The 12,961-nt window shown below is 38.3% G+C and carries 10 protein-coding genes and 1 pseudogene (1 of these 11 only partly in view); 8 read left to right on the top strand and 3 right to left on the bottom strand.

Going from position 1 to position 12,961, the window contains the following annotated elements:
• Positions 1-50: 50 nt before the first annotated feature.
• Positions 51-407, bottom strand: a complete 357-nt coding sequence (gene rnpA, locus JFU50_RS09960) for a ribonuclease P protein component (protein ID WP_053348308.1) — start codon at positions 405-407, stop codon at positions 51-53.
• Between the two features lie 80 nt (positions 408-487).
• Positions 488-622 carry a 50S ribosomal protein L34 gene (gene rpmH, locus JFU50_RS09955; RefSeq protein ID WP_034316183.1) on the bottom strand — a complete coding sequence of 45 codons (135 nt, stop codon included), beginning with the start codon at positions 620-622 and terminating at the stop codon, positions 488-490.
• 988 nt (positions 623-1,610) lie between these two features.
• On the opposite strand from rpmH, the gene dnaA reads away from it, so the two are divergent.
• From dnaA to gyrA, 7 genes are all read left to right on the top strand, one after another.
• A complete protein-coding gene (gene dnaA / locus JFU50_RS09950; protein ID WP_053348307.1) occupies positions 1,611-2,960 on the top strand; it encodes a chromosomal replication initiator protein DnaA in 1,350 nt (449 codons plus the stop codon).
• 193 nt (positions 2,961-3,153) lie between these two features.
• Positions 3,154-4,290: a DNA polymerase III subunit beta gene (dnaN, locus tag JFU50_RS09945; protein ID WP_056521949.1), complete on the top strand. Its 1,137-nt coding sequence runs from the start codon at positions 3,154-3,156 to the stop codon at positions 4,288-4,290.
• Positions 4,291-4,510: 220 nt separating this feature from the next.
• Positions 4,511-4,723, top strand: coding sequence for a S4 domain-containing protein YaaA (gene yaaA, locus JFU50_RS09940; RefSeq protein ID WP_201222486.1), 213 nt, complete (start codon positions 4,511-4,513; stop codon positions 4,721-4,723).
• 21 nt (positions 4,724-4,744) lie between these two features.
• Positions 4,745-5,863, top strand: coding sequence for a DNA replication/repair protein RecF (recF, locus tag JFU50_RS09935; protein WP_053348304.1), 1,119 nt, complete (start codon positions 4,745-4,747; stop codon positions 5,861-5,863).
• Between the two features lie 12 nt (positions 5,864-5,875).
• Positions 5,876-6,139, top strand: a complete 264-nt coding sequence (remB, locus tag JFU50_RS09930) for an extracellular matrix regulator RemB (protein WP_053348303.1) — start codon at positions 5,876-5,878, stop codon at positions 6,137-6,139.
• 77 nt (positions 6,140-6,216) lie between these two features.
• Positions 6,217-8,142 carry a DNA topoisomerase (ATP-hydrolyzing) subunit B gene (gyrB, locus tag JFU50_RS09925; RefSeq protein ID WP_201225048.1) on the top strand — a complete coding sequence of 642 codons (1,926 nt, stop codon included), beginning with the start codon at positions 6,217-6,219 and terminating at the stop codon, positions 8,140-8,142.
• Between the two features lie 95 nt (positions 8,143-8,237).
• Complete coding sequence (gene gyrA / locus JFU50_RS09920) at positions 8,238-10,802, top strand: DNA gyrase subunit A (protein ID WP_201187764.1); 2,565 nt, start codon at positions 8,238-8,240, stop codon at positions 10,800-10,802.
• Positions 10,803-10,868: 66 nt separating this feature from the next.
• Here the strand turns inward: gyrA and JFU50_RS09915 are convergent.
• Positions 10,869-12,201: pseudogene (locus JFU50_RS09915) on the bottom strand (IS3 family transposase).
• A gap of 403 nt (positions 12,202-12,604) precedes the next feature.
• Between JFU50_RS09915 and JFU50_RS09910 the strand changes: the two are divergent.
• Positions 12,605-12,961: the start of an HD-GYP domain-containing protein gene (locus tag JFU50_RS09910; RefSeq protein WP_201222485.1), read on the top strand. The gene runs 639 nt beyond the window's last position; 357 of the gene's 996 nt are visible here — the first part of the coding sequence; it begins with the start codon at positions 12,605-12,607; the stop codon falls past the right edge of the window.

Genomic DNA, 12,961 nt, shown 5'->3' with positions numbered 1-12,961 from the left:
GTTTACGACATTATCTGAGGAGTACTTAGTTTTCGATATAAAGGAGAACTTTATTGTTTTTTCATTATAAAGTTTAGTGATTTAGAACGTTTTAGGACATGGATCAAGCTGCTTTTCACTTGGGAAAAGTCCATTTCCGCCGCTGGCTTTCGAGCAATCACAATATAATCCTTACCATCTTCTATATCATCTTTCAATTCCAAAAACGCTTGCCGTATGTATCTTTTAATCTGATTCCGAACAACGGCATTCCCGATTTTTTTACTGACAGAAAGGCCTATCCGGAAATAATCCTGTTCGGGCTTTTCAAGGACATAGACAACGAATTGCCGATTAGCAGAGGATTCGCCCTTTTTAAACACAAGCTGAAACTCGTCCTCTTTCTTAATCCTTAACTTTTTTTTCATCTTTACACCTTCATTAAATGAATTGAGTCTCAGTAAATCCCTTATTTTGCGAAAAAAGACCACTGAGACTTTTCAGTGGTCTATGCAGATAATACTTTTCTGCCCTTACGGCGACGTGCAGCAATTACTCTACGTCCGTTTTTCGTGCTCATACGTGCACGGAAACCGTGAACTTTACTATGCTTACGATTATTCGGTTGATAAGTTCTTTTCATTATATGACACCTCCCTGAGGAATAACAGTTAAAGACAGTCTTTACAATTATATAGATGATGGTTTCTACTTGTCAACCTCATCCAAAAAAATATATTTCTTTTTATGCTCAATGTCCAGTAGGTCTTTTTTTACTACCTAGCCTATTGTAAATGATTTTGCCTCGAACTGATATAGAAATTTTTGGTGAGAGGGAAATTTCCGTGAATTTTTCCCTTAAACACATTTAAGCGGATCTCTTAGTTTACACGCTCCACTCTGAAAAGGAATCAGCAAATATTAAGGGAAGGCCTGGTTGTTTTTAAATGAACCATTGGGTTTGCCAGGAATAGGTTTTAATATTTACCGTTTTTGACAGCTATAACAACATGTTTTTCTGTCCTATTCGTTTTAAAGAAGCAGAGAAATAAATTTATATAATTCGTGCCAAAACTTCAGTCTGTGGATAAAATTCGACATGATTTTCCCTATCCACAACCTGTTTTATAGACTTTTGCACATAACAATAGCCTGTGGAAAAGTTTTTCCCACAGGCTCGGTAAGTTGTGGATAAAGTTTTCTAACCCATTGCAAGACGCCTGAATTTCTGATATTATATTTGTGTTTTCACTCTGAATAACTTTATCAACAGGTAAGGTTTATCCACAGACTGTGCATAACATGTGGATAGCTTATTCGACCTGTGTATATTAATCTGTCCACAAACGGTGGATATTGTCGAAAACCCTTTTTTCTTCTTTATTATATATTTCTCAAAATACCTGTTGATGAATAATCATCCAAACCTACATCACCTTACAAGATGTAGTCTGTACAAAGGTTGTACAGCGCAAGATATAGTAATAGGGACATCACATTACAGAACACTCCCTTATACAGCTCACCGAACTTTTGCTGTCAAAATTTATATTAAGACGGCAATCGATGAGTTTATTTGTGCCTATACATTTTAGATATTATTAAAAATATTTTGCAAAGGAGGGATAAGTTTGGATAACATCGATAGCCTCTGGAACCAGGCGCTCGGAAAAATTGAAAAAAAGATCAGTAAACCAAGCTTTGAAACTTGGCTTAAATCAACCAAGGCTTATTTACTACAAGGTGATACATTAACAGTCACCGCTCCCAATGAATTTGCCAGGGACTGGCTTGAAGAACGCTATTCACATCTTATTTCTGATGTATTGTTTGAACTTACCGGTGAGGAATTGGAAGCAAAATTCATCATTCCTCCCAATCAAGAAGATGGTGATTTTACTGTTCCTGTTCAGCCTAAAAAGATTAAAAAACAGGATAAAGAACATAATGCATTTCCTCAGCATATGTTAAACGCGAAAAATACCTTTGATACGTTTGTCATCGGCTCCGGCAATCGTTTTGCCCATGCCGCGTCTCTCGCTGTCGCAGAAGCTCCTGCTAAAGCCTATAACCCATTATTTATTTATGGAGGCGTAGGACTAGGTAAAACCCATTTAATGCATGCAATTGGGCATTACGTACTTGAGCATAATCCGAAGGCAAAGGTCGTTTATTTATCTTCTGAAAAATTCACGAACGAATTTATCAATTCAATCCGAGATAATAAAGCAGGAGAATTCCGTGATAGATACCGAAGTGTAGATGTTTTATTAATTGATGATATTCAATTTCTAGCAGGAAAAGAACAAACTCAAGAAGAGTTTTTCCATACATTCAATGCACTACATGAAGAAAGTAAACAGATTGTCATCTCGAGTGACCGTCCTCCAAAAGAGATCCCAACACTCGAAGATCGCCTCCGTTCCCGCTTTGAATGGGGTTTAATTACGGATATCACACCGCCTGATTTAGAAACGCGAATTGCTATTTTACGTAAGAAGGCAAAAGCAGAAGGTCTTGATATCCCAAATGAAGTTATGCTTTATATTGCCAATCAAATTGACTCGAATATTCGTGAACTTGAAGGTGCACTTATACGTGTTGTTGCTTATTCTTCGTTAATTAATAAGGATATTAATGCTGATTTAGCAGCCGAAGCATTAAAAGACATTATTCCAAGCTCGAAACCTAAAATAATCACCATCTTAGAAATCCAAAAAACAGTTGGTGAGCATTATAGTGTTAAATTGGAAGATTTCAAAGCAAAAAAACGGACTAAATCTGTAGCCTTTCCAAGGCAGATCGCCATGTATCTTTCCAGGGAGTTAACGGATTCATCTCTGCCAAAGATAGGGGATGAATTTGGTGGTCGCGATCATACGACCGTTATTCATGCGCATGAAAAAATTTCTAAACTCATGCAAACAGATACCCAGCTTCAACGTCAGGTCAAAGAAATACAGGATCAGTTGAAGGTATAGATGATTCTGGATAATGTGTATAACTGATGACTACTTACACACAGTCTGTCCACATGTGGATAGACTGTTTTTCCTTAGGTTGAGTCGACTTATCCACATATCAACAGGCCCTACTACTATTACTACTATCTTTTTTAATAAAAATTATTAATAAATATGCCTATTCGGCAATTAAAAATTTGGAGGATGAAACATGAGATTTATAATTCAAAGAGATCGATTAGTTCATAGTGTCCAAGAAGTAATGAAAGCAGTCACATCAAGAACAACGATTCCTATTTTAACGGGGATAAAAATAAGTGTTACAACTGAAGGGGTTACTTTGACAGGTAGTGATTCCGATATTTCCATTCAATCATTTATTCCAGCTGAAGTAGACGGTGATGAAATTGTTGAAGTGAAAAATAGCGGGGGAATTGTCCTAAATGCTCGTTTTTTCAGTGAAATTGTCAAAAAATTACCGATGGATACTGTAGAAATTGAAGTCGAAAACAACTTTCAAACAATTATTCGCTCAGGTAAAGCTGAATTTAACTTAAATGGACTGGATCCTGAAGAATACCCTCATCTTCCAATCATTGAGGAAGAAAATATTTTCAAGCTTCCAACAGACCTATTAAAAACTCTTATTCGTCAAACTGGCTTTGCAGTGTCCACCTCAGAAACACGCCCTATCTTAACAGGTGTAAACTTAAAGGTTCAAGATGACGAATTGACCTGTATTGCAACAGATAGTCACAGGCTAGCAATGCGCACAGCAAAAATTGAAAATAAAATTACTGGGACCTATAGCGTTGTGATTCCAGGCAAAAGTCTAAATGAATTAAGTAAAATCCTTGATGATACAAACGAACTCATAGAAATTGTCATTACCGATAATCAAGTCTTATTCAAAGCAGAAAATTTATTATTCTTCTCCCGCCTACTTGAGGGGAATTATCCAGATACGTCCCGCTTGATTCCTTCAGATAGCAAAACGGATGTAACTGTTCACACAAAAGATTTTCTGCAAGCAATCGACCGAGCATCTTTATTGGCCAGAGAAGGCAGAAATAATGTGGTCAAACTGACAACTTTAGAAGGCCGCATTATCGAAGTCTCTTCTAATACACCTGAAATTGGTAAAGTAATTGAGGAAGTTCAAGCAGAAGCCATTGAAGGTGAGGATTTGAAAATCTCCTTCAGTGCTAAATTTGTTATGGATGCCTTAAAAGTTTTAGAAGGATCGGATATTAAAATCAACTTTACAGGTGCGATGCGTCCATTTGTAATTCGTCCGCTTCATGATGATTCTATGCTTCAATTAATTCTGCCTGTAAGAACTTATTAAGCTAAAATAATATTTCAAAAAAATTAAAGGCTTGTTTAGCAAGCCTTTAATTTTTTTATACTTAAATATAGGCCCCATAAGGTTTTTTACAGCTTTTTTAATTCTGAATAAAACCTAGAAATATAAAAAACAAGAGCGGAAAAAGCTATACTTTGTCTTAATGGGATTTATTTAGTAAAATGAAGTATTAAAGACTACTTAGAAATGAGTGAGGCATGAAATGGACTCCATAAAAATCAGCACAGAATTTATTACGCTTGGACAATTCTTAAAATTAGCCGATTTGATTCAAAGCGGCGGAATGTCAAAATGGTTCTTAAGTGAATACGAGGTTTTCATTAATGGCGAATTAGACGTGAGAAGAGGCAGAAAGTTAAGATCAGGTGATAAAATAGAGATTCCTGGATTTGGCGTCTTCACAATTACAAGCTAAAACATAAGGGAAGAGCGGAATATGTATATTGAAAATATAAGTTTGAGAAATTACCGCAACTATACCGAATTGAACCTGACTTTTGAGAATAAGGTCAATGTAATCCTTGGCGAAAATGCTCAAGGAAAAACAAATGTCATGGAATCTATTTTTGTTTTAGCAATGGCAAAATCTCACCGGACCTCAAATGATAAAGAACTTATTCGCTGGGATGAAGAGTATGCTAAAATAGAAGGAAGAGTTAGAAAGAGAAATACCTCAATACCACTTGAGCTGACCATTTCAAAAAAAGGGAAAAAGGCGAAGTGCAACCATATTGAACAAAGAAAATTAAGTCAATATGTTGGAAATATGAATGTGGTCATGTTTGCGCCTGAGGATCTTAACCTTGTAAAGGGAAGTCCTCTAGTCAGACGCCGTTTTATAGATATGGAAATTGGCCAGGTTTCTCCCGTATACCTTCATGATATGAGCCAATATCATAAAATACTTCAACAAAGAAATCATTACTTAAAGCTTCTGCAGACCCGGAAACAAACGGATACGACGATGCTTGACGTGCTAACTGATCAATTTATTCAGTATGCAGCGAAAATTGTCGAAAGAAGATACGAGTTTCTTTTAAAGCTCCAGCAGTGGGCAGAGCCAATTCACTCGGGGATCTCCAGAAATCTAGAAGTATTGAAAATCCAATATAAACCGTCGCTTGATGTATCAGAATCTATGGATTTGACGAAAATGATAGAAGTATACACAGAAAAATTTGATAAAATAAAAACAAGGGAAATTGAACGGGGTGTAACACTGGTAGGTCCTCATCGTGACGACCTGGTTTTTTTTGTGAATGACCGTGATGTCCAGACATATGGTTCACAAGGACAACAACGTACGACTGCCCTGTCTTTGAAACTTGCCGAAATTGAGCTGATTCATGAAGAAATCGGCGAGTATCCCATTTTATTATTGGATGATGTGTTATCGGAACTTGACGATTTCCGTCAATCTCATTTACTGAATACGATACAAGGGAAAGTGCAAACATTCGTGACGACACCCTCTGTTGATGGAATCGATCATCAAACCCTTAGAGAAGCGTCCACCTTTTATGTTAGTCAAGGAAGTATAAAAAAGGTTAAATGATGAGGTGAATGTATGTATCTCCATATTGGTGAAGACATTCTTGTGAAAACGGACGATGTCATAGCCATTTTAGATAAGAAGCTGCTCCAGGCCTCTCCAATCATGAGTGAGTTTTTGGAGAAAAAGTCTGATGTAACTTACCATTTAGCCAAAAACTCGGTTAAATCGATTGTAGTGACGGATAAACAGGTCTATTATTCACCGCTTGCGTCGTCCACTTTGAAAAAGCGTTCACTGCAGCCATCGTTATTAATCGATGATATAGATTCTCTTTGAATTTAAGCGATAACGTAATAATTACTCCTGAAAAATTGATAAATGCCAAAAGAAAAGTGTAGGTGATACGTATGACAATGGAACAAAAAGAAGTACAAGCTCAGGCATACGATGAGAATCAGATACAGGTTTTAGAAGGCTTAGAAGCAGTTCGTAAACGTCCGGGGATGTATATCGGTACTACCTCTGCAAAAGGACTTCACCATCTTGTTTGGGAAATTGTCGATAATAGTATTGATGAGGCACTAGCAGGTTTCTGTACTGAAATCAAAGTGACGATCGAAGAAGACAATAGCATAACAGTAGTCGATAATGGTCGGGGAATTCCAGTAGGTATCCATGAAAAAATGGGACGGCCAGCAGTAGAAGTAATCATGACGGTCCTTCATGCGGGCGGTAAATTTGGCGGCGGAGGTTATAAGGTCTCCGGTGGTCTGCATGGTGTAGGTGCTTCAGTAGTTAATGCCCTATCCACGGTATTGGAAGTGTATGTACATCGTGAAGGTAAAATCCACTATCAGCAATTTAACCGAGGGGTCCCTAGAGAAGATTTGAAAATTATTGGGGAGACCGATCATACAGGGACAACAGTACACTTTATTCCGGATCCTGAAATTTTCAAGGAATCCGTGGAATATGATTTCGATACATTAGCCACACGTATCCGTGAGCTTGCATTCTTGAATAAAGGCTTGAAGCTCATCATTGAAGATAAACGTGAAGAAGAAGAGAAAATCAAGGAATACCACTACGAGGGCGGTATCAAATCTTATGTTGAGCATTTGAATCGTTCAAAAGAAGTCCTTCATGAGGAACCGATTTTCATGGAAGGCGAGAAAGAAGGTATATCTGTCGAATTAGCTTTGCAATATAATGACAGCTATATCAGTAACGTTTTTTCCTTTGCCAATAATATTCATACGTATGAAGGCGGTACACATGAATCAGGATTCAAGACTGCGTTGACACGGGTCATCAATGATTATGCACGGAAAAACGGGCTCTTAAAAGAGGCCGACACCAATTTCTCTGGTGAAGATGTTCGTGAAGGGTTAACGGCAATTATTTCTATTAAGCATCCTGAACCGCAATTTGAGGGGCAAACCAAAACCAAACTTGGAAACTCAGAAGTAAGAACGGTTACTGATTCCATTCTTTCGGAAAGGTTGGATTCCTTCTTATACGAAAATCCTTCAGTGGCTAGAAAAATTGTTGATAAAGGGCAAATGGCGGCAAGAGCTCGTTTGGCGGCCAAGAAAGCACGTGAGTTAACTCGAAGAAAAAGTGCCTTGGAAGTCTCCAGTCTACCTGGTAAACTGGCAGATTGTTCGTCGAAGGATCCGTCTATCAGCGAATTGTACATTGTAGAAGGAAACTCGGCTGGTGGCTCAGCTAAACAGGGACGTGACCGCCATTTCCAAGCTATTCTGCCGCTAAGGGGTAAAATCCTAAATGTGGAAAAGGCGCGATTGGATAGAATCCTTCATAATATAGAAATTGGTACAATTATTACTGCACTCGGAACAGGTATTGGCGATGAATTCAATATTGAAAAAGCTAGATACCATAAAATTGTTATCATGACCGATGCGGATGTAGACGGTGCCCACATTAGAACTTTAATGTTGACATTCTTCTATCGCTATATGCGGAAAATTATAGAGTATGGTTATATTTATATTGCCCAACCACCTCTTTTCAAAATTCAGCAGGGTAAACGAGTGGAATATGCCTATAATGACCGCGAACTAGAACAAATCATGGCGGGTCTGCCAAGCACTCCTAAGCCTAACTTACAGCGCTATAAAGGGTTGGGTGAAATGAACCCAGAGCAACTATGGGAAACAACAATGAACCCTGATACGAGAACGCTACTTCAAGTTAGTTTGAAAGATGCCATTGAGGCAGATGAAACTTTCGAAATGTTGATGGGAGATAAAGTAGAGCCGCGTCGTAACTTTATTGAGGAAAATGCGATTTATGTAAAAAACCTCGATATCTGATTTTTTTGACAGGATGAATTTACATCCTGTTCTTTACATAATGCAAGATCAGTTAAAAAAATGAGAGTAAAAGCTTTATAAAGGAGGTTGGCTCCATGTCAGAAAATGAAAGATCAGGTGTAAAAGAAATAAATATAAGTACCGAGATGCGTACATCTTTTTTGGATTACGCGATGAGCGTTATCGTATCCCGGGCGTTGCCTGATGTAAGGGACGGCTTGAAACCGGTACACAGAAGAATTCTTTATGCGATGAATGATCTTGGTATGACGTCGGATAAACCATTTAAAAAATCAGCCCGTATTGTCGGAGAAGTAATCGGTAAATATCACCCGCATGGTGACTCTGCTGTTTATGAAACGATGGTCAGGATGGCTCAGCCATTTAACTATCGTTATATGCTCGTTGATGGACACGGGAATTTCGGTTCGGTCGATGGTGACCAAGCGGCCGCCATGAGGTATACAGAAGCGAGAATGTCAAAGATTTCGATGGAATTGCTTCGTGATTTGAATAAGGATACGGTTAACTATCAGGATAACTATGATGGTTCAGAAAGAGAACCAGCTGTTATGCCAGCCCGTTTCCCAAACTTATTAGTGAATGGTTCGTCAGGGATAGCAGTCGGAATGGCTACCAATATTCCGCCCCATCAATTAGGTGAGGTAATTGACGGTGTATTGGCTTTAAGTAAGAATCCTGATATAACGATTCCAGAATTGATGGAATTTATCCCTGGTCCAGATTTTCCAACTGCGGGGTTAATTTTAGGGCGCAGTGGAATTAGAAAAGCCTATGAAACTGGAAAAGGGTCAATCATTCAGAGGGCGAGAGTCGAAATTGAAGAGAAGTCCAATGGAAAACAGGTTATTCTAGTTAAAGAAATCCCTTATCAAGTGAACAAAGCAAGATTAATTGAAAAAATTGCAGAACTTGCTCGTGATAAGAAAATTGAAGGTATTACCGATTTACGGGATGAATCAGATCGTAACGGTATGCGTATTGTTATGGAACTACGAAAGGACGTAAATGCAAATGTCCTTTTAAACAACTTGTATAAGCACACTGCAATGCAAACAACCTTCGGAATCAACTTGCTTGCACTGGTGGATGGACAGCCTAAAGTATTGAACTTAAAGCAATGTCTGCACTATTACTTAGAGCATCAACAGGTAGTTATACGTCGTAGAACTGAATTTGAACTACGTAAAGCGGAAGCGCGTGCTCATATTTTAGAAGGTTTGCGAATTGCCCTTGATAATTTGGATGCGGTCATTACATTAATCCGTGGTTCCCAAACTACAGACATTGCCCGAGAAGGGTTAATGACACAATTTTCACTTTCCGAAAAACAGGCGCAAGCAATTTTAGATATGCGTTTACAACGCTTGACCGGTTTGGAACGGGAAAAAATTGAAGATGAATATCAAGCGTTAATGGCATTAATCGCAGAATATAAAGCTATCCTTGCTGATGAGGAAAAGGTTCTTGAAATTATCCGTGAAGAGCTTCTTGAAATTAAAGAACGCTTTAATGATAAAAGAAGAACTGAAATTACATTAGTCGGTTTTGAGAGCTTAGAAGATGAAGATTTGATTCCAGAGGAAAATATAATCGTGACATTGACTCATAACGGTTATATTAAACGTTTGCCTGCAACCACGTACCGCAGCCAAAAACGCGGAGGCCGAGGTATACAGGGAATGGGTACGAATGCAGATGACTTTGTGGGTCACTTGTTAACAACTTCGACTCATGACACACTATTATTCTTTACTAATAAAGGTAAAGTTTATCGTTCCAAAGGATACGAAATTCCTGAATATGGTCGGACGGCAAAAGGACTGCCACTTATTAATTTGCTAGAAGTTGATAAAGGTGAGTGGGTCAATGCAATCATACCGGTGAAGGAATTTGTCGATGATTGGTATTTATTCTTCACTACCAGACACGGTATATCAAAGCGTACACCACTGTCATCCTTTGCAAATATCCGCAATAACGGTTTAATTGCTCTAGGGCTACGAGAAGATGATGAATTGATCTCTGTACGTCTTACGAATGGAGAGAAACAGATTATTATCGGAACAAAAGCCGGAATGATGATTCGTTTCCCTGAAACGGATGTACGCACAATGGGACGTACCGCAGCTGGAGTAAAAGGGATTTCCTTAAGGGCAGATGACGAAGTTGTCGGTATGGAAATTCTTGAAGAAAATGAAGAAGTCCTGATTGTTACGAAAAATGGATATGGAAAACGGACATCTGCTGAGGAATACCGTATTCAAAGCCGTGGTGGTAAAGGGATAAAAACATGTAATGTCACAGAGAAAAATGGTGAACTTATTGCCGTGAAAACAGTGACAGGAGAAGATGAGGACTTGATGCTGATTACAGCAGCTGGTGTGCTAATCCGAATGGAAGTCGAAGGCATTTCTAAAACGGGTCGTAATACACAGGGTGTTAAGCTCATTCGTCTCGAATCTGCAGACAATGAATATGTTTCAACGGTGGCCATCGTTGGAAGAGAAGAAGAAGAAAAAGAAGAATTCGTTGAACAAGAAGAAGGAATAGAACAGAATCCAACGAGTATTGATTTAGATTCTGATTCTAACGAAGTAGTCGAAAACGAAGAACCTGAAAAAGATACGGAAGAATAATCGTTTAATAATAGAGACCCAGCCATTTGAACTGTGCCCCATTTTACGGACAGTATAAAAAAGTGCCTAAGCGGCTAATAAGTGGTCCCGGTATTGTACCGGGGCCATTTTCTTTAGCCCCCATTGATAACGATGTTCATTATATTCTTCAATAACTCGATCAATTTCTTCCTTCACATCCGTTAAATTAGTACATGTTTTATATTCTGCCAAATCCTTAAAGTGGCCAAAGAAACTTTCCATTGGCGCATTATCCCAACAGTTTCCCTTGCGGGACATGGATTGGGTTATCCCAAGTTCCTTCACTTTGCGTTGAAATAGCGGATGGGTGTAATGGAACCCCTGGTCAGAATGAAGGATTGCACTCGGGTGGAACTCGTGACACACAGCCTGCTTTAGCTTATTTAAAGTCTCGTAAGCGATATCCATTTCTAATGAAGTAGATAAATGGTACGTAACGATTTCTTTTGTGGCGGCATCTTTTACGCAGGATAAATACGCTTTTTGGCCTTTCCCATAATAAAGATAGGTAATGTCAGTAAGCAGGACCTTCCCTGGCACCTCCTGATTGAATTCACGATTAAGGAGGTTTGGACAAGTAAGGTGCTCCTTGGTTGCCTTGGCCATCTTCCGATACGGGTTGGCCCTTCTGATTTTCGCTAGGAGATTATATTTTGTCATCAACCGTCTGATTTTCTTATGATTCATTACGGCCGAGTAGTCATTCTCCATAATCATTTTGATTTGGAGGGCGCCTACTTTTTCCTTTTTACTGATGAAGATATTTCTGATCAATTTTATGTCCAATTCATCCTGTTCTTCACGAAGCTCACGGTAAGGAGCTGCCTTTAACCAATCATAGTAGCCACTTCGACTTACACCAGCCAATTTGCATAGATAAGAAACAGCCTTCTTTAATTGGTGTATTCTGATCGTCCTTTCAATCAGATAGAACTTCTCAGCAGCAGTTAGAATCATTTCTTTTTCAGAGCCTGCCTTTCTAGCTCTTCCAGCTTTTTTAGGAAGTCATTTTCTGCTTCAAGGAATTTGATTCTCGCCTCGGCCTTCCTAAGTTGATCCTCTACAGACTGTGGCTTGGAAGTGGGGCGTCCTGTACTTCCTTTTCCACGGCGTTCCGTAAGGAAGCCTTCCTCACCAAACCTTTCAAAGGTACTACGCCAGCGCTGTAGACAACGTTTGGGTTGTTTCTTTCCAATTATTTCGAGATTAATTCCCTGGTCAATGAAAATTTGAGAGGGGGCTTTCCCCTTTTATATTCCTTAACAGCTTTTGTCTTAAATTCAGGACTATAGGAAATAGATCGCTCGGAAGCACTAATGATATTTGGATTCTTTTCAAGTTCTTTAATCTGAAATTCAGTATATATATTCTTACTCATAGAAACCCTCCGTCCATACTCATTACATCTATTGAAACATAAAAAAACCCGGATAAGGGACACTTTTTTATGTGTGTCCGTTATCCGGGGTATAGTTCAATTATGCTGGGTCTTTTTTTATGAAGTAATTGAGGGTTTTCAGGCGAAGTCTCTCTAAAAGATAAAGTAAATGGCGGGTATATAGTCATGTTTTTTTGAGGGAAGATAAAGGTATCATACTAGTGAAAAGCTTTTTTTAGGTATTTAATCACGAAAAATATAGTTTGTTCCATGTTTTTCTAGTAAAATGATATTCATTAAATAACTGTTACAGAGGTGAACAGTTTTGCTAGTGAAAACTCACTATTTAGCTGAAGGATGTATTCTTTCAAAAGATATTAAAGGTCTTACGGACCGCCCTATCATGTATGAAAAAACAATATTGACTAAGGAATTAATAAAGACCTTGCAAGCCTTTTTAATAACAGAGGTTAGCGTTGAAAAAACATTAATTGATGGAAAAAAATTTTTACCGAAAGAAGTTATAGATAATGAACTGGATGAAATAGAAGGATTTTCAAATTTTACTAATTTATATCTAAAATCGGTTCAAACGTATAAGAGTTTATTTAAAAATTGGCAGGCTGGGAGCAAGGTAGAGGTAGCCATGATTCGTTCAATTCTTATTCCTTTAGTTGATAAAGTCTTGGAGAAACCAGGAAACATTCTGATATTGCACCATTATTCCAATAAAGAAGATTACATGTATCATCATGCTATT

The sequence above is a fragment of the Peribacillus sp. TH14 genome, from assembly GCF_016651145.1.
GTDB classification, from domain to species: Bacteria; Bacillota; Bacilli; order Bacillales; family DSM-1321; genus Peribacillus; species Peribacillus butanolivorans.
The sequence above is the reverse complement of the archived record's forward strand: the minus strand, read 5'-3'. Positions and strand labels throughout refer to the sequence as shown.